Raw genomic sequence first — 20,163 nt, forward strand, 5'->3', positions numbered from 1 at the left:
CGGGGTTTTTTATTGCCGCTCAACCGGCATCAGCGTTTGCTTATCTCGTCGAACACGCCGCCGGTGGCGAAGTGCACCTTCTGCGCTTCGGTCCAGCCGCCGAAGGTATCATCCACGGTGAACAGCTTCAACTGCGGGAACTGCCCGGCAAACTTGGCCGCCACCGCCGCATCGCGCGGACGGTAATAGTGCTGTGCCGCGATGGTCTGCCCTTCCGGCGAATACAGATACTTCAGGTAGGCGGTCGCCACGTCGCGGGTACCGCGTTTATCGACCACCTTATCCACCACCGACACCGTCGGTTCGGCCAGGATCGATTCACTCGGGGTGATAATCTCGAATTTGTCTTTGCCCAGCTCTTTCTCCGCCAGCAGCGCTTCGTTTTCCCAGGCGATCAGCACGTCGCCGATGCCGCGCTCAACGAAGGTGTTGGTCGAGCCGCGCGCGCCGGAATCCAGCACTTCGACGTTCTTGTACAGGTTTTTGACGAAGTCCTGCGCCTTGGTCTTATCGTTGTTGTTGTGGTGCAACGCGTAGCCCCAGGCGGCCAGGTAGTTCCAGCGGGCGCCGCCGGAGGTTTTCGGGTTCGGGGTGATCACCGACACGCCCGGCTTGAGCAAATCGGGCCAGTCGTGAATTTGTTTCGGGTTGCCTTTACGCACCAGGAAGACGATGGTCGAGGTGTAAGGCGCCGAGTTGTCCGGCAGGCGTTTGATCCAGTCTTTCTCGATACGCCCGCGTTCGGCAATGGCGTCGACGTCATAGGCCAACGCCAGCGTCACCACATCGGCCTCGATGCCGTTGATCACCGAGGTCGCCTGTTTGCCGGAACCGCCGTGCGACTGGCGCACCGTCACCTTGTCGCCGGTTTCCGCCTGATAGTGCTTGCTGAATGCCGTGTTGTAAGCCTGATAGAACTCACGCGTCGGATCGTATGACACGTTCAGCAACTGAATATCCTTCGCCATGGCGCCGGACGCCAACAGCACCAATGTCAGACCTACACCCCATTTACGCATCGACAGGCTCTCCCAGAAAATTAAGCGCAACCTTAATCGGTTGATTTAGCATCAGAGCCTGCCAGAAACTTTCCCGGCAATTAAAGAATAAAAAATTTTGGGATAGATGATTCCGGAATATATCGCCAACGGGCATAAAAAAACCCCCGCGAGCGGAGGCTTTTTTGTCGTACGATGAGCGGCGTATCAGTACAGCTTTTTCGCCGTTTCCAGCCAGTCGCCCTTGAACGGACGCTTCATGTTTTCGATCGCGTCGATGATGTCGTGGTGCACCATTTTTTCGTTCTGGATACCGACACAGCGGCCGCCGTAGCCCTGCAGCAGCAGCTCGATGGCGTAGGCGCCCATGCGCGAGGCCAGGATGCGGTCGTAGGCAACCGGTGAACCGCCGCGTTGAATATGGCCCAGCACGGTGGCGCGGGTTTCACGCTTGGTTTCCTGCTCGATGTGGCGCGCCAGCTCATCGATGTCGCAGATGTGCTCGGTGATCGCCACGATGGCGTGTTTTTTACCCTTGGCGATACCGGCCTTGATTTCGCACACCAGATCTTCGCGGTTGAATTCGATTTCAGGCAGCACGATGAATTCGCAACCGCCGGCAATCGCCGCCGCCAGCGTCAGATCGCCGCAGTAACGGCCCATCACTTCCACGATGGAGATACGCTGGTGCGAAGAGGAGGTATCGCGCAGGCGGTCGATCGCTTCCACCACGGTTTCCAACGCGGTGAAGTAACCGATGGTGTAGTCGGTGCCGGCAACGTCGTTATCGATGGTGCCCGGCAGACCGATGCACGGGAAGCCTTCTTCCGTCAGGCGTTTGGCGCCCATGTAGGAACCGTCGCCGCCGATCACCACCAGCGCGTCGATGCCGCGATTCTTCAGGTTTTCAATCGCCTTGGCGCGCACGTTCTCATCCCTGAATTCCGGGAAGCGGGCCGAGCCAAGGAAGGTGCCGCCGCGGTTGATCATGTCGGACACGCTATAGCGATCCAGCTGCTCCATGCGATCTTCGTACAAGCCAAGGTAGCCATCGTAAATACCAAAAACTTCCAGACCTTCTGAAAGCGCAGAACGCACAACGCCGCGGATTGCAGCGTTCATACCCGGCGAATCACCGCCGCTCGTCAGTACACCGATTTTCTTGATCATGACTACCTCTGAACTGTGTAGATGCAATTTCTTAAGAATTCTGTCTCCGCCGATCGTCTTGAAACCTCTCCGGCTGCAGAAAACCAGCTTTACGGCTTATTGCTGGATATTATATCAAAAACACCCAGCTGAATTGATTCAAGTCACGCAATATAACGGTAAAAACACCGCATGGCACGCTGAGCTAACTCAGATATTCATGATAATACTTCGATCTATGCCTCTATCTGATTATAGCTCCCAATGTCCCTGCCTACCCGGCGGCACCACGGAGCACGGATCCAGGTGAATAATGACGTCCGCCCCCGCAAAACGGCGCCGCAGCGCCTGTTCCACCTGATCGGCCAACCGGTGCGCCTCGCGCAGCGGCAGCGAGTCTTCCATCTCCAGATGCAGCTGGATGAAACGCGTCGGCCCCGACTGCCGCGTGCGCAGATCGTGCGCGCCTTTCACCCCGGGCCAGGAGGAAACCACCTCGATAATCGCCTGGCGTTCGTCATCCGGCAACGCCCGATCCAGCAGCGACTGCACCGCTTCGTAGCCCATGCGCAGCGCGCTATACAGGATGTAAACGCCGATGCCCAGCGCGAACAGCGCGTCCGCCCGCCGGAAGCCGTACCAGCTTAGCCCAAGAGCGATAAGAATAGCACCATTCATCATGACATCTGACTGATAATGCAGCATATCTGCGCGCACCGCCTGGCTGCGCGTTTTTCTGACCACCCAACGTTGATAGGTGACCAGAATCAGGGTACTGATCAACGCGATCACCGTCACGACGACCCCAACGCCGGGATCGCGCAGCGTTTGCGGCGCATACAAATGCTGGAAGCCGGTGAGGAACAGAAACAGGGCGGAGCCGGAAATAAACATGCTTTGCGCCAGCGCCGCCAGCGACTCCGCTTTGCCGTGGCCAAAGGTGTGCTCGGCATCGGCCGGCTGCAGCGAATAGCGCACCACCAGAAGGTTGGTCAGGGAGGCGGCGATATCGACCAGCGAATCCACCAGCGCCGCCAGCAGGCTGACCGAACCGGTGTGGTACCAGGCGACGATTTTGATTAACAGCAGCGACGACGCCAGCGCGGTAGCGGCCAACGCAGCGGACTTTACCAGGCGTGCATAGCGCTGTTCCATTAAGGGGTCCCGGTCAAAAGGTATGGCGCTCAATATAGCGAAATGTCGGATAAAAAAAACCCCGCCATCATGGCGGGGAAGACAGGGATGGTGTCTATGGCAAGGAAAAACAGGGGACTACTCAGTCGTACTTCACTTCTGGGCAGAAGCTTGCTGCAAACCAGAAATTTGTTGCTCCATCTGCTGCATACGCTGCTGATGTTTCTGGTCTAAAACACTTTTTTGCTCTGGCGTCAGCAGGTTATACATTTGGTTGCGCACCCGGGCCATTTCGACCTGGCGCTTGACCTGCTGCTGGGCCATCTTTTCCGCCTGGGCATACACGGCGGCTTCGTCAAATTTCTCTGCGGTCACCAGTTTATGCATGGCTTCCATTTCAGCTACATTGACACCAGGCAGATCGTGCCGGGCCTGGCGCATCAAATCGCGCATTTGCTGGCGCTGCTGTTCGCTGAGGCTGACACCGTCGAACATATGGTGCTGGCCGGGTATTCGGGTCATCGCGTCGTTGCCGGGAGGTTGGGCTGTGTCCGGTATAGTGTCGGCAGCGAAGGCAGCGGTCGAACCAATTGCCAGCAGTGATGCCATAACTAATGCGGTCACCTTACGCATTTCAACTCCTCAAGCTTTCTCACTTTGCGAATCAACGAGGAGCAGTGTACCGCTACACCTGAAAACCTGCGTCAGTGCATGTAAAACTACGTAAAGTCATGGAATGGCAACAGTTGATGACGTATTTTGCGTCTGGAGGTAAATCATAATGAACAAGATTCTGTTAGTTGACGACGACCGCGAGTTGACCTCGCTGTTAAAAGAACTGCTTGAAATGGAAGGTTTTAATATCGTCGTCGCGCACGATGGCGAGCAGGCGTTGTCGCTGCTGGACAGCTCCATCGATCTGCTGCTGCTCGACATCATGATGCCGAAGAAAAACGGCATCGATACGCTGAAAGAACTGCGCCAACATCACCAGACGCCGGTCATCATGCTGACCGCCCGCGGCAGCGAACTGGACCGCGTGCTGGGCCTGGAGCTGGGCGCCGATGATTATCTGCCGAAACCCTTCAACGATCGCGAGCTGGTCGCGCGCATTCGCGCCATTCTGCGCCGTTCCAACTGGAGCGAACAGCAGCAGGTCGACAGCGGCGCCCCGACGCTGGATGTCGATGGCCTGCAGCTGAACCCCGGCCGCCAGGAGGCCAGCTTCGACGGCCAGGTGCTGGATCTGACCGGCACCGAATTCACCCTGCTTTACCTGCTGGCGCAGCATCTCGGCCAGGTGGTGTCGCGCGAACTGCTGAGCCAGGAAGTGCTGGGCAAACGCCTGACCCCGTTCGATCGCGCCATCGACATGCATATCTCCAACCTGCGGCGTAAGCTGCCGGACCGCAAAGACGGGCATCCGTGGTTCAAAACCCTGCGCGGGCGGGGTTATTTGATGGTATCTGCAACATGATCAACAGTTTGACGGCACGCATCTTCGCCATTTTCTGGTTCACGTTAGCCCTGGTGCTAATGCTGGTGCTGATGGTGCCCAAGCTCGACTCCCGCCAAATGACCTCTCTGCTCGACAGCGAGCAGCGGCAGGGGTTGATGCTGGAACAGCACGTCGAGGCCGAGTTGCAAAACGATCCGGCCAACGATCTGATGTGGTGGCGCCGCCTGTTCCGCGCCATCGACAAATGGGCGCCGCCGGGCCAACGCCTGCTGCTGGTCACCAGCGAAGGCCGGGTGATCGGCGCGCAGCGCAACGAAATGCAGATCGTCCGCAACTTCATCGGCCAATCCGATAATTCGGATCATCCCAAGAAGAAAAAGTACGGCCGCGTTGAGCTGGTCGGGCCGTTCGCCGTGCGCGACGGCGAAGACAACTATCAGCTGTACCTGATCCGTCCCGCCAACAGCCCGCAATCCGATTTCATCAACCTGATGTTCGACCGGCCGCTGCTGCTGCTGATCGTCACCATGCTGATCAGCGCCCCGCTGCTGCTGTGGCTGGCCTGGAGCCTGGCGAAACCGGCACGCAAACTGAAAAACGCCGCCGATGACGTGGCGCGCGGCAACCTGAAGCAGCATCCGGAACTGGAGGCCGGCCCGCAGGAGTTTCTGGCCACCGGCGCCAGCTTCAACCAGATGGTCAGCGCGCTGGAGCGCATGATGAACGCGCAGCAACGGCTGATCTCGGACATCTCGCACGAGCTGCGCACGCCGCTGACGCGTCTGCAGCTGGCCACCGCGCTGATGCGCCGCCGCCACGGCGAAGGGCACGAGCTGGCGCGCATCGAAACAGAAGCGCAGCGGCTGGATTCGATGATCAACGATCTGCTGGCGCTGTCGCGCGGACAGCAAAAAGGCGAACTGGCGCGCGAGCAGCTGAAGGCCAACGACCTGTGGGCCGACGTGCTGGACAACGCCCGTTTCGAAGCGGAACAGATGGGCAAGCAGTTGGAAATCACCGCGCCGCCAGGCCCGTGGACGCTGTTCGGCAACGCGAGTGCGCTGGACAGCGCGTTGGAAAACATCGTGCGCAACGCCCTGCGTTATTCGCACACCCGCATTGCCGTGGCGTTCAGCGCCGACAATCAGGGCGTGACCATCCAGGTTGACGACGACGGCCCCGGCGTCAGCGCCGAAGATCGCGAACAGATCTTCCGTCCGTTCTACCGCACCGATGAAGCGCGCGACCGCGAATCCGGTGGCACCGGCCTCGGCCTGGCGATCGTCGAAGCGGCGGTCAATCAACATCGCGGCTGGGTGAAGGCCGAAGACAGCCCGCTTGGCGGCCTGCGACTGGTGCTGTGGCTGCCGCTGCATCATCAACGTTTGTCGACTAAGACAGAACAGTAAGAGTTTGCTATCCTGCGCCCCTCGTTCACGAGGGCCTGCAACATGCTGAACATCGTTTTATTTGAACCCGAAATTCCACCCAACACCGGCAATATCATCCGCCTGTGTGCCAATACCGGCTTTAACCTGCACCTGATTGAACCGCTGGGATTCCCGTGGGACGACAAGCGCCTGCGCCGCGCCGGGCTGGACTACCATGAGTTCACCCGCGTCAGCCGTCATGCCGATTACGCCGCCTTTCTCACCGCCGAAAACCCGCAGCGGCTGTTTGCTCTCACCACCAAGGGCACGCCGGCGCACAGTGCCGTCAGCTACCAGGCCGGCGACTACCTGCTGTTCGGCCCGGAAACGCGTGGATTGCCTGCCGACATCCTCGATGCGCTGCCCGCGCAGCAAAAAATCCGCATCCCGATGCAGGCGCAAAGCCGCAGCATGAACCTGTCGAATGCCGTATCGGTGGTGGTGTATGAAGCCTGGCGGCAGCTGGACTATGCCGGCGCGCTGATCAAGGCGTAATCCGCGACGACGCGCCATACTGGAAAGGTTAACCTCTCCAGGCACGGCACATGGCTTTCGTTGCAGATATTGTTACCCAGCTTCGCCGGCTCGAACCGGCGCTGAACGAGGCGCTGTTGCGGCTGCAACAGGCGCAAGACACCGAAGCGTTGCACGACTTGCGCGTCTGTCTGCGCCGCATTCGCAGCCTGCTGCGTCCGTTGCGCGGCTGCCCCGGCGCAACCCGGCTCGATCGGGCCGCCGCCGAGTTAGGGCGGCTCACGACGCCGCTGCGCGATCTCGAGGTGCTGATCGCCGAACTGGCACGCCATCGCCTCGATTGGCAGGCCAACGTGCGCCGGAGCGATCTTCAGGCTCGCTGCCGTCAACTGCTCACCCATCCGCAGCTCATCGACTTTCCCTCGCTGTTGCACGCCTGGCCGCGCCGCTTCCGCCGCACCGCGCGACGCACCGCCAAACACCGCCTAAATCGACGCCTGCAGCGCCAGCAGCGGCAATTGCGCCGGGCACTGGCCGATACCGGCTACGACCGCCACCGCCTGCGGCTGCTGATAAAACGCCTGCGTTACGCGGCTGAAGCCTATCCGCAACGCCTCCCCCTCTCTCCCACCGCGATAGCGAGCCTCAAGGCGGCGCAGAACGCCCTCGGCGATTGGCACGATCGGGAGGTCTGGTGCCTGCAGGCAGAACATCAGGCGGATCTCTGGCCCTTGTTGGCCCAATGGCAAACTGAGCAACGCCTGGCGCTGGCCAGCGCGAACGCCTTACTCGCCGCCTTATCGTCGGCGCTGGCGGCGAAAATCAGCGGCGCATCACGATCCTGAAAAAAGGCCACGGCAGGGCACGCCCGGCCCCGAAAATGCCCGATGAGGCGCAGATAATGCGCTATGTTTTGTAAGGGTAATCACCACTCATCATAGGAAACCATATGAAGAAACAACGCTTGAGCGTTGCCATGGCGGTTCTGGCAGCGGGCCTGTTGCTGGCAGGCTGTTCGTCCAAAGTCACCCAAACGTCGCAGTATTCGGGCTTCTTGTCCGATTACAGCAAGCTGCAGGAAACCACCTCGCCAAGCGGCCATAAAACGCTGCGATGGGTAGACCCAAGCTACAAGGAATCCAACTATCGCGGCATCTATTTCCAACCGGTGGTCTATTTCCCGGCGGAGAAGCCCACGGCGCGCGTCAGCCAGGACACGTTGAACAAGATTAAGGCCTACGCGACCCAGCGGATCAAAACCGCGCTGCAGAATCGCTTTACCATTCTGCCAAGCCCGACGGGCTCACGCGTGCTGGTGGCCAAGCTCGCCATCACCGCCGTTTCCGCCGAAAATGAAGACATGAAGTTCTATGAGGTGGTGCCGGTCGCCGCGGTGGTCGCCAGCACCATGGCAGCGACCGGGCACCGGACGCAAAATACCGCGCTGTATATCGAAGGTGAGCTGATCGACCAGGATACCGGTAAAACGGTGATGGAAGTGGTACGCAAGGCCTACGGTAAAACCGTCAACAACGACAGCACGCCGGTCACGGCGGATGACGTCAAGGCGGCGATCGACGACATCGTTACCGATATCACCAACTTCCCGAAACAGGGCTGACCGCCACCTGAAAAACGCAGGGGGAGCCGAAGCTCCCCCTGAATGGCTGCGCAGGCGGCGCTCAAATGCCGTCGCCGTACTCGAAGCCGTGATTGCTACCGTTGAAGTATTGGTCCATATCCATCGACGGCGTATCGCTCTCCGGCCGCCCGACGATGCGCGCCGGCACGCCGGCGGCGGTGGTGTGCGGCGGTATCGCCTGCAAGACCACCGAGCCCGCGCCGATCTTCGCACCCTTGCCCACTTCGATATTGCCGAGAATTTTGGCGCCGGCGCCAATCATCACCCCTTCGCGGATTTTCGGGTGACGGTCGCCGCTGGTTTTACCGGTACCGCCCAGGGTAACCGACTGCAGGATAGAGACGTTGTTCTCCACCACCGCCGTTTCACCGATCACGATGCCGGTGGCGTGGTCGAGCATGATGCCGCAGCCGATGGTCGCCGCCGGGTGGATGTCCACGCCGAAGGCGACGGAAATTTGATTTTGCAGGTAGATAGCCAGCGCTTGCCGCCCTTGCTGCCACAGCCAGTGACCGATGCGGTAAGCCTGCAGCGCATGGAACCCTTTCAGGTAAAGCAGCGGCGTGGAGTATTTATCGACCGCCGGATCGCGCAACCGCACCGCGAGAATATCGCGCGCCGCCGAAACGATCATCTGGTTGTCGGACTTGTAGGCCTCTTCCACCACCTCGCGCACCGCGATGGCGGGCATGATCGGCGTCGCCAGCTTGTTGGCCAGCATATAGCTGAGCGCGCTGCCCAGGTTCTCGTGCTTGAGCAACGTCGCATGGAAAAAGCTGGCCAGCATCGGTTCACAATCAGCCAGTGCTCGCGCTTCTGATTTAATGCTGTTCCAGACCTGTTCCAACTCTTCTGACGACATCACATACCCCTTTACCTTGCCAAACGGGCCGCTTCGCACGGTAGCGCGAAGCGGCCCAGGTCATTTGCGGGGTCAGCATTCTGCTGCCCCGGCATATCGTTTTATGTCACGCGCTGGGTTTTTCGTCCTTTCGGGCTCGCCCCAGCAGGCTCAGCGCCGCTTCGCGGGCGTCCTTGTGGCAGTAAAGCACCTGATAAATCTGTTCGGTGATCGGCATTTCCACGCCGTGCCGCTGCGCCAGCGCCAACACCTCTTTGGTATTGCGATAGCCCTCGACCACCTGGCCGATGCTGTCCTGCGCTTCCTGCACGCCTTTGCCTTGCCCCAGCATAATGCCGAAGCGGCGGTTGCGCGATTGGTTGTCCGTGCAGGTTAGCACCAGATCCCCCAGCCCCGCCATGCCCATGAACGTCGAAGGATCGGCGCCCAGCGCAGAACCCAGACGGCTCATTTCCGCCAGCCCGCGTGTAATCAACGCGGTGCGGGCGTTGGCGCCGAAACCGATGCCGTCGGACATGCCGGCGCCAATGGCGATCACGTTCTTCACCGCGCCGCCAAGCTGCACGCCGATGAAGTCGGGATTGCTGTAGACGCGGAAGCTCTTGCCGCAGTGCAACAGCTGTTGCAAATCGTCGGCGAACTGCGCATCGGTCGCCGCCAGCGCGATCGCCGTCGGCAAGCCGGCGGCCAGCTCTTTGGCGAACGTCGGCCCGGAGAGCACCGCCAGCGGGATCGTCTCGCCCAACGCCTCACGCGCCACGTCCTGCAGCAACCGGCCGGTTTCCGCTTCCAGTCCCTTGGTAGCCCACACGATGCGGGCGTCCGGGCGCAGATGCGGCTTCAGCTGGCGCAGCACGTCGCCGAACACGTGGCTCGGCACCACCACCAGCACGTCGCGGCTGGCCGCCAGCGCACGCGCCAAATCGGCTTCAAGCAGCAGGGTATCGGGGAAGGGAACGTCGGGCAGAAACGCCTGATTGCAGCGATCTTGCTGCAACGTTTGAATTTGCGCGGGGTTATGCCCCCACAGCACCACGGCGTGGCCGTTACGCGCCAGCGTAATGGCCAATGCGGTGCCGTACGAGCCGGCACCGATGACAGTCATTGAAGCATTGACGGTGTTCATCAGGCATCCTGATGTGGTGCGGCACCTTCGCCTTCCGCCTGCTGCTGCAGATAGTTCATGAACAGCGCGTCAAAGTTGACCGGTGCCAGGTTCAGCTGCGGGAATGTACCGCGGGAAACCAGGCTGGTGATGCACTCGCGCGCATACGGGAACAGGATGTTCGGGCAGTATGCACCCAGGCAATGCGCCAGCTGCGTGCCTTCGATGCCTGCTACCGAGAAGATGCCCGCCTGTTGCACTTCGCACAGGAACGCAGTTTCTTCGCCCAGGCTCGCCGTCACGGTTACGCGCAGTACCACTTCATACACTTCGTCAGCCAGCTGGCTGGACGCGGTATCCAGATCAAGTTTAACTTCCGGCTGCCATTCCTGCTGGAAAACCTGCGGCGCGTTCGGCGCTTCGAAGGAGATGTCCTTGGTATAAATACGTTGGATCTGGAAAGCCATTTCGGTGCTGTTTTGTTCTGACATGTGAGTAATACCCTTGGTTAAACGTCCTTATTGACACTCGGTGAACCGGCAAGCTGCTTAAAGCAGCGGATCCAGGCCGCCGCGAGCATCGAGTTCATATAAATCATCGCAGCCGCCGATATGCCGGCCGTCGATGAAAATCTGCGGCACCGTGGTACGCCCGCTGCGCTCGATCATCACTTCGCGTTTGGCGTTATCGCCGTCGATGGCGATCTCGTTAAACGCCGCGCCCTTGCTGTTCAACAGCGCCTTGGCGCGATGGCAGAACGGACAGGTCGCTTTGGTGTAGATATCAATGTTAGCCATGGATTGCCACCTCAAATAGGTTAAACGGTTACTTACCGCGCACCAGCGGCAGGTTTTCTCCGCTCCAGCCGGAAATGCCGTCTTTCAGCATCGTCACCTTTTCAAAACCGGCCTTGCTCAGGTTCTCCGCCGGCTCGCGGGAGGCGGTGCCGTTGGCGCATACGACGATGATCGGCTGCGCTTTGTGTTTTTCCAGCTCGCCGAGGCTGCCGCTTTTGATTTCGCTGGCGGTCAGGTTGATGGCGCTGGCCAGGTGACCACGGCGGAAATCGTCGCGGCTGCGGGTGTCGACCACCACGGCTTCTTCTTTGTTGATCAGGCGAATAGCTTCACCGCGTGCGATCTCTTTGACCTTGGAGAAACGGCTTTTGAAGGTCATGACGATCACGGCGACCAGCAGAGCGATCCAAGCCAGGCTCAGAATAGGGTGTCTGCTTACGAATGGCATAATTTCTTGCAGCATGGGGTGTAACAACTCCCGTCAGTTAAGGGATAAATAAGTCAAGGTTCCAGAGTATACCTGCCGAGTGCGGCAAATACAGCCAATAAGCAAGCGCGATTGTAGAAACTGCGGGCTGCGCTGAGAAATTCCCGACGTCAGAGCATAAAAGCCCGCGCGATTCGCCGCAACCTTGATCTCTTTGGGCTATTTATCGCCGCTGGCGGTGTAAAATCAGCCGGTTTTTCGAGGGTGAATAGCCATGCTTGCGGCGGGCGCATGGCTATTCGCAGCTTAAAAAGTTCATAAGAGGTCAATGCAATGTCGAGCAACAAAAAACCGATGGTACTGGTGATCCTGGACGGTTACGGCCATCGTGAAGAGCGGCAGGACAACGCGATCCTGAACGCCGGCACCCCGGTGATGGATCGCCTGTGGCGGGAGCAGCCGCATACGCTGATCGCCGCTTCCGGGCTGGATGTCGGCCTGCCCGACGGGCAAATGGGCAACTCTGAAGTCGGCCACGTCAACCTGGGCGCCGGGCGCATCGTGTACCAGGATCTGACCCGGCTGGACAAAGCTATCGCCGACGGCGACTTCTTCGCCAACCCTGTGCTGACCGCCGCTGTCGATAAGGCCGTAGCGGCCGGCAAGGCGGTGCACATCATGGGCCTGCTGTCGCCGGGCGGCGTGCACAGCCACGACGAGCACATCCTGGCCATGATCAAGCTGGCCGCCCAACGCGGCGCCAAAGCCGTTTATCTGCATGCCTTCCTCGACGGGCGCGACACGCCGCCGCGCAGCGCCGAAGCCCCGCTGCAACGCTGCAGCGACGCCTTCGCCGCGTTGGGCGTCGGGCGCATCGCCTCGCTGATCGGCCGCTACTACGCGATGGACCGCGACAACCGCTGGGATCGCGTGCAGCTGGCCTATGACCTGCTGACCGCGGCCAAAGGGGACTCCGTGGCCGAGGATGCGATCGCCGGGCTGCAGGCCGCCTATCAGCGCGGTGAAAACGACGAGTTCGTCAGACCGACCGTGATCCGCGCCGCCGGTGAGGCCGATGCCGCGATGCAGGACGGCGACGCGTTGATCTTCATGAACTTCCGCGCGGACCGCGCGCGCCAGATCACCCGTGCCTTCGTGAACGCGGATTTCGACGGTTTCCCACGCGCCAAACAGGTGCAGTTCGGCGATTTCGTGATGCTGACCGAATACGCCGCCGACATCGCGACCGCCTGCGCCTATCCGCCGGCGTCGCTGTCCAACACCTTCGGCGAATGGCTGATGAAGCACGACAAAACTCAGCTGCGCATCTCGGAAACCGAAAAATACGCCCACGTCACCTTCTTCTATAACGGCGGCGTGGAAGCGCCGTTCAAGGGCGAAGACCGCGTGCTGGTCAACTCGCCGAAGGTCGCCACCTACGATCTGCAGCCGGAGATGAGCGCCGCCGAGCTGACCGACAAGCTGCTGAGCGCCATCCGCAGCGGCAAATATGATGCCATTATCTGCAACTACCCGAACGGCGACATGGTAGGGCATACCGGCGTGTATGAAGCAGCGGTCAAAGCGGTGGAAACGCTGGACGCCTGCATCGCCCAGGTGGTTGATGCGGTGCGCGACGTCGACGGCCAGTTGCTGATCACCGCCGATCACGGCAACGCCGAGCAGATGCGCGATCCGGCCACCGGCCAGGCGCACACCGCCCACACCAGCCTGCTGGTACCGCTGATTTACGTCGGCAAACCGGCGCGGGCGGTCGAAGGCGGCAAGCTTTCGGACATCGCGCCAACCCTGTTAACGCTGATGGGAATGGAAATCCCGCAAGAGATGACTGGTAAGCCGCTGTTCATCGTGGAATAATCCTTCTCCATGAGGGAGAAGGCGTTTTTTGCACTATCAAGGGTAACCCGAAGCGCAAACGCAGGCAGCCGACCGCTGCCTGAACGCACCGCGCCAAGGACGTTCACCGCCATGTGCGCCAGCGTATTTTGCGCTGGCGTCTTGCTGTTGCCGCTCGCCGGCCAGGCGGCGGAAGACAATAAATCCCAGCTGAAAGACATCCAGCAGAGTATCGCCGAGAAAGAAAAAGCGGTGAAGCAGCAGCAACAGCAGCGCAGCTCACTGCAGGATCAGCTGCGTCAGCAGGAAAAAACCATCGCCCAGGCTAGCCGCCAGTTGCGCGACACCCAGGGCACGCTCACCCAGTTGGGCAAGGACATTTCCGGCCTGAACGCCTCGATAGCCAAACTGCAAAAGCAGCAATCGGCCCAACAAAACCTCCTCGCCAAACAGCTCGACGCCGCCTTCCGGCAAGGGCAGCACAGCGCCGTGCAGCTGATCCTCAGCGGTGAAGAAAGCCAGCGCAGCGAACGTATTCTGGCCTATTTCGGCTATCTGAACGAAGCGCGCCAGAAAACCATCGAAGAGCTGAAACAGACCCGCGCCGAGCTGGCGAAGCAAAAAACCACGCTGGTGGCCAAACAGGGCCAGCAAAAATCCTTACTGGGCGAGCAACAGACGCAGCAGCAGAAGCTGGAGCAGGCGCGCGGCGCCCGCAAAAAAACGCTGACCGCGCTGGAAGCCTCGCTGGAAAAAGACCAACAACGCCTGGTGGAACTGCGCCAGAACGAAGCCCGCATGCGCGACAAGATCGCTCGCGCGGAGCGCGAAGCCCGTGCGCGCGCCGAACGCGAAGCCCGTGAAGCGGCCAAGGTGCGCGAACAGGTGCGCATCAAGGAGCAGCAGGCGAAGAAAACCGGCACCACCTACAAACCTAGCGAAGCCGATCGCTCGCTGATGGCGCGCACCGGCGGCCTCGGTCGCCCGGCCGGCCAGCTGATGTGGCCGGTGCGCGGCCGCACGCTGCACGGCTTTGGCGAACAGCAGCAGGGCGAGCTACGCTGGAAAGGCATGGTGATCGAAGCCCGCGAAGGCAGCGAAGTGAAAGCCGTCGCCGATGGCCGCGTGCTGCTGGCCGACTGGCTGCAAGGTTATGGCCTGATGGTGGTGGTCGAACACGGTAAAGGCGACATGAGCGTGTACGGCTACAACCAAAGCGCGTTGGTCAACGTCGGGGCACAGGTGCGCGCCGGTCAGCCGATCGCTCTGGTCGGCACCAGCGGCGGCCAGGGAACGCCGTCGCTCTATTTCGAAATCCGTCGTCAGGGACAGGCGGTTAACCCACTGCCGTGGTTGGGAAGATAGATTTGCGCTATGTCAAAACCCGAACAGCTCTGTTAATAGGCTGTCTGCTGCAGGTTTACGCTGCACAGGCAGGAAAACTCTCCATCGTCATCGATGACGTGGGCTACCGCCCTCACGAAGAAAACGCGGTGCTGCAAATGCCGACGGCGATCTCGGTCGCGGTGTTGCCCAACGCGCCGCATGCCCGCCTGATGGCCACCCGCGCCCACAGCCAGGGCCGCGAAGTCTTGATCCACATGCCGATGGCGCCGCTCAGCAAGCAGCCGCTGGAGCGCGATACCCTGCAGCCCTCCATGAGCAGCGAAGAGATCCAGCGCATCATCCGCAATGCGGTGAACAACGTGCCCTACGCGGTCGGCATGAACAACCACATGGGCAGCGCTATGACCTCCAGCCTGCCGGGCATGCAGAAAGTGATGCAGGCGCTCGAAAGCTACCGCCTGTACTTTCTGGACAGCATGACCATCGGCAGCAGCCAAGCGACCCGCGCCGCGGCCGGCACCGGCGTGAAGGTGATCAAACGCAAGGTGTTCCTCGACGATACCGCGAACGAAGCCGACATCCGCCGCCAGTTCAATCGCGCGGTCGAATTGGCGCGGCGCAACGGCTCCGCCATCGCCATCGGCCACCCGCGCCCGGCGACGGTGAAGGTGCTGCAACAGATGCTGCCGTCGCTGCCCGCCGATATCGTGCTGGTTAAACCGAGCGCGCTGCTGAACGAACCGCAGGGCAACGGCGGTGGCAGCTACGTCCCGCCGGTCAAACCGCAAAAACCGCAGCCGAAGAACCCGTTCAGTGGCGGCATCAAGCAGTGCAAGGTCAAACCGCCGAAGGAAAAAACCAACGCCGGCACCGCGCTGGGCGTCATCGCCGATAGCATCGCCACCTCGCCGCCGGTGACCTTCATCAAGCGTCATTGGCAGCACTGGACGCAAGCCAAACCGCAAACATAAAAAAAGGGCCGGAATTCCGGCCCTTTTCACATCTGGCGAAATCAATCCCAGCTCAGCACCACTTTACCCGACTTGCCGGAGCGCATGGCGTCGAAGCCCTGCTGGAACTCGTCGATCGAGAATCGGTGGGTGATGATCGGGGTTAAATCCAGACCGGACTGGATCAGTGCCGCCATCTTGTACCAGGTTTCAAACATCTCACGGCCGTAAATCCCTTTGATAAACAGCCCCTTGAAGATGACCTGGTTCCAGTCGATCGACATGTCCGAAGGCGGAATGCCCAGCATGGCGATGCGCCCGCCGTGGTTCATCGCATTGAGCAGCGTGCGGAACGCCGGCGGCGCGCCGGACATTTCCAGACCGACGTCGAACCCTTCGGTCATGCCCAGCTCGGCCATCACGTCGTTAAGGTTTTCCTTGCTGACGTTCACCGCGCGGGTCACACCCATCTTGCGCGCCAGTTCCAGGCGGTATTCGTTAACGTCGGTGATCACCACATGGCGGGCGCCAACGTGTTTGCACACCGCCGCCGCCATGATGCCGATCGGGCCGGCGCCGGACACCAGCACGTCTTCCCCGACCAGATCGAACGACAGCGCGGTGTGCACCGCGTTGCCGAACGGATCGAAGATCGAAGCCAGTTCGTCGGAGATGTTATCCGGGATCTTGAAGGCGTTGAATGCCGGGATCACCAGGTATTCCGCGAAGCTGCCCGGGCGGTTCACGCCCACGCCGACGGTGTTGCGGCACAGGTGCGTGCGGCCGCCGCGGCAGTTGCGGCAGTGGCCGCAGGTGATGTGGCCTTCGCCGGACACGCGATCGCCGATGCTGAAGCCTTTGACTTCCTGACCGATCGCCACCACTTCGCCCACGTATTCATGGCCGACCACCATCGGAACCGGAATGGTTTTTTGCGACCACTCGTCCCAGTTGTAGATATGCACATCGGTGCCGCAGATCGCGGTTTTGCGGATTTTGATCATGATGTCGTTGTGACCCAGCTCCGGCTGAGGCACGTCGGTCATCCAAATCCCTTCTTCCGCTTTCAGTTTTGACAGTGCTTTCATGGTTTTACCTTATGCAATAACGCCAAGATCCTTACCGATACGTGTAAACGCCGCCACTGCGCGTTCGATTTGCTCCGGGGTGTGGTCGGCGGACATCTGGGTACGGATGCGCGCCTGGCCTTTCGGCACCACCGGATAGAAGAAACCGGTCACATAGATGCCTTCCTTGAGCAACGCATTGGCGAATTCCTGCGCCAACTTCGCCTCACCCAGCATCACCGGGATGATGGCGTGATCGGCACCGGCCAACGTGAAGCCGGCGGCGGTCATTTTTTCGCGGAACAGACGCGCGTTGGCCCACAGGCGATCGCGCAGGGCATCGCCCTCTTCCAGCAGTTCCAGCACTTTGATCGACGCGGCGACGATCGCCGGCGCCAGCGAGTTAGAGAACAGGTACGGCCGCGAACGCTGACGCAGCCACTCCACCACTTCTTTCTTGGCCGCGGTGTAGCCGCCGGACGCGCCGCCCAGCGCTTTGCCTAACGTACCGGTGATGATATCGACGCGGCCCATCACTTCGCAGTATTCATGGGTGCCGCGCCCGTTGGCGCCGACAAAGCCCACTGCATGGGAGTCATCCACCATCACCAACGCCTGGTACTCGTCTGCCAGATCGCACACCCCTTTCAGGTTGGCGATCACGCCGTCCATCGAGAAGACGCCGTCGGTGGCGATCAGAATGTGGCGCGCGCCGTCGGCTTTGGCCTGCTTCAGCTGCGCGGCCAGCTCGGTCATGTCGTTATTGGCGTAGCGATAGCGTTTGGCCTTGCACAGGCGCACGCCGTCAATGATCGACGCGTGGTTCAGCGCATCGGAGATAATGGCGTCTTCCGGGCCGAGCAGGGTTTCGAACAGCCCGCCGTTGGCGTCGAAGCAGGAGGAGTACAGGATCGCGTCTTCCATGCCCAAAAAGGCCGCCAGTTTCTGTTCCAGCTGCTTGTGGCTATCCTGGGTGCCGCAGATGAAGCGCACCGACGCCATGCCGAAACCGTGGCTGTCCATTCCCGACTTGGCGGCGGCGATCAGCGCCGGGTGGTTGGCCAGGCCCAGGTAGTTATTGGCGCAGAAGTTGATCACATGGCTGCCGTCGGCAACGGCGATATCCGCCTGTTGCGCGGAGGTGATGATGCGTTCTTCCTTGAACAGCCCTTCACTGCGAGTGGCGGCAAGCTGTTGTTCCAACTGCTGATAAAAAGACGCTGACATTCGGTTATCTCCAGGATTGGGCTATTTGCGGCATATTTTACTGATTTGTAACCAAACTGACGAGAATGCGCGGGAGAGAATATTAAAATTGCAGCAGATATCACGGCAAAAAGCGGACTTCAATGGCAATGCGGGATATTCGGAGCCCTTCCGCTGTTTGCCGCGGCATGAAATGCTATGATAACCGCCATTGAGCGTGGGGCATTGTGCCCCGCCAGCAGCTTAGCAGGGGTAACCCAATGATTATCGTCACTGGCGGCGCCGGCATGATCGGCAGCAACATCATTAAGGCACTGAACGACAAGGGATATCGCGATATCCTGGTGGTGGATAACCTGAAAGACGGCACCAAGTTCGTCAACCTGGTCGATCTGGACATCGCCGACTATATCGATAAAGAAGACTTTATCGCCAGCATCATGGCCGGCGACGATCTGGGCGATATCGAGGCGGTCTTCCACGAAGGCGCCTGCTCCGCGACCACCGAGTGGGACGGCAAGTACATGATGGACAATAACTATCAGTACTCCAAAGACCTGCTGCACTACTGCCTGGATCGCGAAATTCCGTTCCTGTACGCCTCCTCCGCCGCCACTTACGGCGGCCGCGAAGAGTTTATCGAAGAGCGTCAGTATGAAGCGCCGCTCAACGTGTACGGCTACTCCAAATTCCTGTTCGATCAGTACGTGCGTGAGATCCTGCCGGAAGCGGACTCGCAGATCTGCGGCTTCCGCTACTTCAACGTTTACGGCCCGCGCGAAGGCCACAAAGGCAGCATGGCCAGCGTCGCTTTCCACCTGAATACCCAGATCAACCGCGGCGAAAACCCGAAACTGTTCGCCGGCAGCGAAAACTTCAAGCGTGACTTCATCTACGTCGGCGACGTGGCGGCGGTTAACCTGTGGTTCTGGGAAACCGGCAAATCCGGCATCTTCAACTGCGGCACCGGCCGGGCGGAAACCTTCCAGGCGGTGGCCGACGCGGTGGTGGACTTCCACCAGAAGGGCGCGGTGGAATATATCGAGTTCCCGGAGAAGCTGAAGGGCCGCTATCAGGCGTACACCCAGGCCGATCTGACCAAGCTGCGCGCCGCCGGCTACGACGCACCGTTTAAAACGGTCGCCGAAGGCGTGAAAGAGTACATGGCCTGGTTGAACCGCACCGCATAAGCTGAAGGAATTAACGCTGGGTATGAAAATACTGGTTATCGGCCCTTCTTGGGTTGGCGACATGATGATGTCGCAAAGTCTCTATCGCACCCTGAAGGCCGAATACCCGTCGGCGGAGATCGATGTGATGGCGCCGGCCTGGTGCCGCCCACTGCTGGCGCGCATGCCGGAAGTCAATCAGGCGCTGGCGATGCCGCTGGGCCATGGCGCGCTGGGGCTCGGCGAACGCCGCCGCCTGGGGCGCGCCCTACGCGCCAACCGTTACGATCGCGCTTACGTTCTACCCAACTCGTTCAAATCCGCGCTGGTGCCCTTCTTCGCCGATATCCCGCAGCGCACCGGCTGGCGGGGCGAAATGCGCTACGGCCTGCTGAACGACGTCCGCGTGCTCGACAAGGCGGCCTTTCCGCTGATGGTGCAGCGCTACGTGGCGCTGGCCTATGACAAAGGCCGCATTCAGCGCGCCGACGATCTGCCGCAGCCGCTGCTGTGGCCACAGCTGCAGGTGAGCGACGAAGAGATCGCCGACACCACCGCAGCCTTCAACCTGACCGACAGCCGGCCGATCGTCGGCTTCTGCCCAGGTGCGGAGTTCGGCCCCGCCAAACGCTGGCCGCACTACCATTATGCGACGCTGGCTCAGCAGTTGATCGAGGGCGGCTATCAGATCGCGCTGTTCGGTTCGGCGAAAGACCACGAGGCCGGCGAACAGATCCGTGCCGCGTTGCAGGAAAACACTCGCGATTTCTGTCTTAACCTGGCCGGAAAAACCCAGCTGGAGCAGGCGGTGATCCTGATCGCGGCCTGCCGGGCGGTGGTCAGCAACGACTCCGGTTTAATGCACGTTGCCGCAGCGTTGAACAAACCGCTGATAGCCTTGTACGGCCCAAGCAGCCCCGACTTCACGCCGCCGCTCTCCGACAAGGCGCGGGTGATTCGCTTGATCAGCGGCTACCACAAGGTGCGTAAGGGCGATGCCGAGCAGGGATACCACCAAAGTTTGATCGATATTCAGCCGCAGCAAGTGTTGGATGCGCTGACGCCGTTACTTGTCGCCAGCGAGGAATAG

General features: G+C 60.5%; 21 protein-coding genes. 10 read left to right on the forward strand and 11 right to left on the reverse strand.

The window, feature by feature from the left end; translation table 11 throughout:
- Positions 1–29: 29 nt before the first annotated feature.
- The 4 genes from ACYF6X_RS23745 to cpxP all read right to left on the reverse strand — a co-directional run bounded on the left by ACYF6X_RS23745 (position 30) and on the right by cpxP (position 3,914).
- Positions 30–1,019, reverse strand: a complete 990-nt coding sequence (locus ACYF6X_RS23745) for a sulfate ABC transporter substrate-binding protein (protein ID WP_063991318.1) — start codon at positions 1,017–1,019, stop codon at positions 30–32.
- A 186-nt stretch (positions 1,020–1,205) separates the two neighbouring features.
- Complete coding sequence (gene pfkA, locus ACYF6X_RS23750; RefSeq protein ID WP_004931116.1) at positions 1,206–2,168, reverse strand: 6-phosphofructokinase; 963 nt, start codon at positions 2,166–2,168, stop codon at positions 1,206–1,208.
- 231 nt (positions 2,169–2,399) lie between these two features.
- Positions 2,400–3,302, reverse strand: a complete 903-nt coding sequence (gene fieF, locus ACYF6X_RS23755; RefSeq protein WP_130017755.1) for a CDF family cation-efflux transporter FieF — start codon at positions 3,300–3,302, stop codon at positions 2,400–2,402.
- A gap of 132 nt (positions 3,303–3,434) precedes the next feature.
- On the reverse strand, positions 3,435–3,914 hold the full coding sequence (cpxP, locus tag ACYF6X_RS23760; RefSeq protein WP_004931122.1) for a cell-envelope stress modulator CpxP: 480 nt from the start codon (positions 3,912–3,914) through the stop codon (positions 3,435–3,437).
- A gap of 148 nt (positions 3,915–4,062) precedes the next feature.
- Between cpxP and cpxR the strand changes: the two genes are divergently transcribed.
- From cpxR to ACYF6X_RS23785, 5 genes are all read left to right on the forward strand, one after another.
- Positions 4,063–4,758 (forward strand): envelope stress response regulator transcription factor CpxR, encoded by a 696-nt coding sequence (gene cpxR, locus ACYF6X_RS23765; RefSeq protein ID WP_063991316.1) that lies wholly within the window; start codon positions 4,063–4,065, stop codon positions 4,756–4,758.
- Entirely contained in the window at positions 4,755–6,149 is a 1,395-nt protein-coding gene (gene cpxA, locus ACYF6X_RS23770; RefSeq protein ID WP_048232185.1) for an envelope stress sensor histidine kinase CpxA, read from the forward strand. The genes cpxR and cpxA overlap by 4 nt, the downstream gene beginning before the upstream one ends.
- A gap of 42 nt (positions 6,150–6,191) precedes the next feature.
- On the forward strand, positions 6,192–6,665 hold the full coding sequence (gene trmL, locus ACYF6X_RS23775; RefSeq protein ID WP_063991315.1) for a tRNA (uridine(34)/cytosine(34)/5-carboxymethylaminomethyluridine(34)-2'-O)-methyltransferase TrmL: 474 nt from the start codon (positions 6,192–6,194) through the stop codon (positions 6,663–6,665).
- Positions 6,666–6,715: 50 nt separating this feature from the next.
- Complete coding sequence (locus ACYF6X_RS23780; protein ID WP_130017757.1) at positions 6,716–7,489, forward strand: CHAD domain-containing protein; 774 nt, start codon at positions 6,716–6,718, stop codon at positions 7,487–7,489.
- A gap of 104 nt (positions 7,490–7,593) precedes the next feature.
- Positions 7,594–8,265 carry a DUF3313 domain-containing protein gene (locus ACYF6X_RS23785; protein WP_063991313.1) on the forward strand — a complete coding sequence of 224 codons (672 nt, stop codon included), beginning with the start codon at positions 7,594–7,596 and terminating at the stop codon, positions 8,263–8,265.
- A gap of 61 nt (positions 8,266–8,326) precedes the next feature.
- On the opposite strand, the gene cysE is transcribed toward ACYF6X_RS23785, so the two are convergent.
- The 5 genes from cysE to ACYF6X_RS23810 all read right to left on the reverse strand — a co-directional run bounded on the left by cysE (position 8,327) and on the right by ACYF6X_RS23810 (position 11,513).
- On the reverse strand, positions 8,327–9,148 hold the full coding sequence (gene cysE / locus ACYF6X_RS23790) for a serine O-acetyltransferase (RefSeq protein WP_063991312.1): 822 nt from the start codon (positions 9,146–9,148) through the stop codon (positions 8,327–8,329).
- A gap of 106 nt (positions 9,149–9,254) precedes the next feature.
- Complete coding sequence (gpsA, locus tag ACYF6X_RS23795) at positions 9,255–10,274, reverse strand: NAD(P)H-dependent glycerol-3-phosphate dehydrogenase (protein WP_025304677.1); 1,020 nt, start codon at positions 10,272–10,274, stop codon at positions 9,255–9,257.
- Positions 10,274–10,744 carry a protein-export chaperone SecB gene (gene secB, locus ACYF6X_RS23800; protein WP_025304678.1) on the reverse strand — a complete coding sequence of 157 codons (471 nt, stop codon included), beginning with the start codon at positions 10,742–10,744 and terminating at the stop codon, positions 10,274–10,276. The genes gpsA and secB overlap by 1 nt, the downstream gene beginning before the upstream one ends.
- A 57-nt stretch (positions 10,745–10,801) precedes the next feature.
- Positions 10,802–11,050, reverse strand: a complete 249-nt coding sequence (gene grxC, locus ACYF6X_RS23805) for a glutaredoxin 3 (protein ID WP_004931142.1) — start codon at positions 11,048–11,050, stop codon at positions 10,802–10,804.
- Positions 11,051–11,078: 28 nt separating this feature from the next.
- Positions 11,079–11,513 carry a rhodanese-like domain-containing protein gene (locus tag ACYF6X_RS23810; protein WP_063991310.1) on the reverse strand — a complete coding sequence of 145 codons (435 nt, stop codon included), beginning with the start codon at positions 11,511–11,513 and terminating at the stop codon, positions 11,079–11,081.
- Between the two features lie 297 nt (positions 11,514–11,810).
- Here ACYF6X_RS23810 and gpmM point away from each other — a divergent pair, with 297 nt between their 5' ends.
- From gpmM to ACYF6X_RS23825, 3 genes are read left to right on the forward strand one after another with little or no spacing between them, the layout of a single operon-like run.
- The gene (gpmM, locus tag ACYF6X_RS23815; protein WP_130017758.1) at positions 11,811–13,355 is read left to right on the forward strand and encodes a 2,3-bisphosphoglycerate-independent phosphoglycerate mutase; all 1,545 of its coding nucleotides are present in this window, start codon (positions 11,811–11,813) and stop codon (positions 13,353–13,355) included.
- Positions 13,356–13,364: 9 nt separating this feature from the next.
- The gene (envC, locus tag ACYF6X_RS23820; RefSeq protein WP_130017759.1) at positions 13,365–14,699 is read left to right on the forward strand and encodes a murein hydrolase activator EnvC; all 1,335 of its coding nucleotides are present in this window, start codon (positions 13,365–13,367) and stop codon (positions 14,697–14,699) included.
- Positions 14,700–14,701: 2 nt separating this feature from the next.
- The gene (locus ACYF6X_RS23825) at positions 14,702–15,652 is read left to right on the forward strand and encodes a divergent polysaccharide deacetylase family protein (protein WP_063991307.1); all 951 of its coding nucleotides are present in this window, start codon (positions 14,702–14,704) and stop codon (positions 15,650–15,652) included.
- Positions 15,653–15,693: 41 nt separating this feature from the next.
- Here ACYF6X_RS23825 and tdh read toward each other — a convergent pair whose 3' ends face one another.
- Both tdh and kbl read right to left on the reverse strand, forming a co-directional pair.
- Positions 15,694–16,719, reverse strand: coding sequence for an L-threonine 3-dehydrogenase (gene tdh, locus ACYF6X_RS23830; protein ID WP_025304682.1), 1,026 nt, complete (start codon positions 16,717–16,719; stop codon positions 15,694–15,696).
- A gap of 9 nt (positions 16,720–16,728) precedes the next feature.
- Complete coding sequence (gene kbl / locus ACYF6X_RS23835; RefSeq protein WP_004931154.1) at positions 16,729–17,925, reverse strand: glycine C-acetyltransferase; 1,197 nt, start codon at positions 17,923–17,925, stop codon at positions 16,729–16,731.
- Between the two features lie 239 nt (positions 17,926–18,164).
- On the opposite strand from kbl, the gene rfaD reads away from it, so the two are divergent.
- On the forward strand, positions 18,165–19,094 hold the full coding sequence (gene rfaD, locus ACYF6X_RS23840) for an ADP-glyceromanno-heptose 6-epimerase (RefSeq protein ID WP_060453247.1): 930 nt from the start codon (positions 18,165–18,167) through the stop codon (positions 19,092–19,094).
- A gap of 22 nt (positions 19,095–19,116) precedes the next feature.
- Positions 19,117–20,163 (forward strand): ADP-heptose--LPS heptosyltransferase RfaF, encoded by a 1,047-nt coding sequence (gene rfaF, locus ACYF6X_RS23845; RefSeq protein ID WP_130017760.1) that lies wholly within the window; start codon positions 19,117–19,119, stop codon positions 20,161–20,163.

The sequence above is a fragment of the Serratia sp. ID 25-353 genome, assembly GCF_054792795.1.

Coding starts and splice junctions, on each gene's coding strand:
- gpmM (WP_130017758.1), top strand. CDS start 11,811: ATGTCGAGCAACAAAAAACCGATGGTACTGGTGATCCTGGACGGTTAC.
- tdh (WP_025304682.1), bottom strand. CDS start 16,719: ATGAAAGCACTGTCAAAACTGAAAGCGGAAGAAGGGATTTGGATGACC.
- gpsA (WP_025304677.1), bottom strand. CDS start 10,274: ATGAACACCGTCAATGCTTCAATGACTGTCATCGGTGCCGGCTCGTAC.
- cpxP (WP_004931122.1), bottom strand. CDS start 3,914: ATGCGTAAGGTGACCGCATTAGTTATGGCATCACTGCTGGCAATTGGT.
- envC (WP_130017759.1), top strand. CDS start 13,365: ATGAGGGAGAAGGCGTTTTTTGCACTATCAAGGGTAACCCGAAGCGCA.
- ACYF6X_RS23745 (WP_063991318.1), bottom strand. CDS start 1,019: ATGCGTAAATGGGGTGTAGGTCTGACATTGGTGCTGTTGGCGTCCGGC.
- pfkA (WP_004931116.1), bottom strand. CDS start 2,168: ATGATCAAGAAAATCGGTGTACTGACGAGCGGCGGTGATTCGCCGGGT.
- cpxR (WP_063991316.1), top strand. CDS start 4,063: ATGAACAAGATTCTGTTAGTTGACGACGACCGCGAGTTGACCTCGCTG.
- rfaD (WP_060453247.1), top strand. CDS start 18,165: ATGATTATCGTCACTGGCGGCGCCGGCATGATCGGCAGCAACATCATT.
- fieF (WP_130017755.1), bottom strand. CDS start 3,302: ATGGAACAGCGCTATGCACGCCTGGTAAAGTCCGCTGCGTTGGCCGCT.
- kbl (WP_004931154.1), bottom strand. CDS start 17,925: ATGTCAGCGTCTTTTTATCAGCAGTTGGAACAACAGCTTGCCGCCACT.
- rfaF (WP_130017760.1), top strand. CDS start 19,117: ATGAAAATACTGGTTATCGGCCCTTCTTGGGTTGGCGACATGATGATG.
- ACYF6X_RS23785 (WP_063991313.1), top strand. CDS start 7,594: ATGAAGAAACAACGCTTGAGCGTTGCCATGGCGGTTCTGGCAGCGGGC.
- ACYF6X_RS23810 (WP_063991310.1), bottom strand. CDS start 11,513: ATGCTGCAAGAAATTATGCCATTCGTAAGCAGACACCCTATTCTGAGC.
- cpxA (WP_048232185.1), top strand. CDS start 4,755: ATGATCAACAGTTTGACGGCACGCATCTTCGCCATTTTCTGGTTCACG.
- cysE (WP_063991312.1), bottom strand. CDS start 9,148: ATGTCGTCAGAAGAGTTGGAACAGGTCTGGAACAGCATTAAATCAGAA.
- ACYF6X_RS23780 (WP_130017757.1), top strand. CDS start 6,716: ATGGCTTTCGTTGCAGATATTGTTACCCAGCTTCGCCGGCTCGAACCG.
- secB (WP_025304678.1), bottom strand. CDS start 10,744: ATGTCAGAACAAAACAGCACCGAAATGGCTTTCCAGATCCAACGTATT.
- grxC (WP_004931142.1), bottom strand. CDS start 11,050: ATGGCTAACATTGATATCTACACCAAAGCGACCTGTCCGTTCTGCCAT.
- trmL (WP_063991315.1), top strand. CDS start 6,192: ATGCTGAACATCGTTTTATTTGAACCCGAAATTCCACCCAACACCGGC.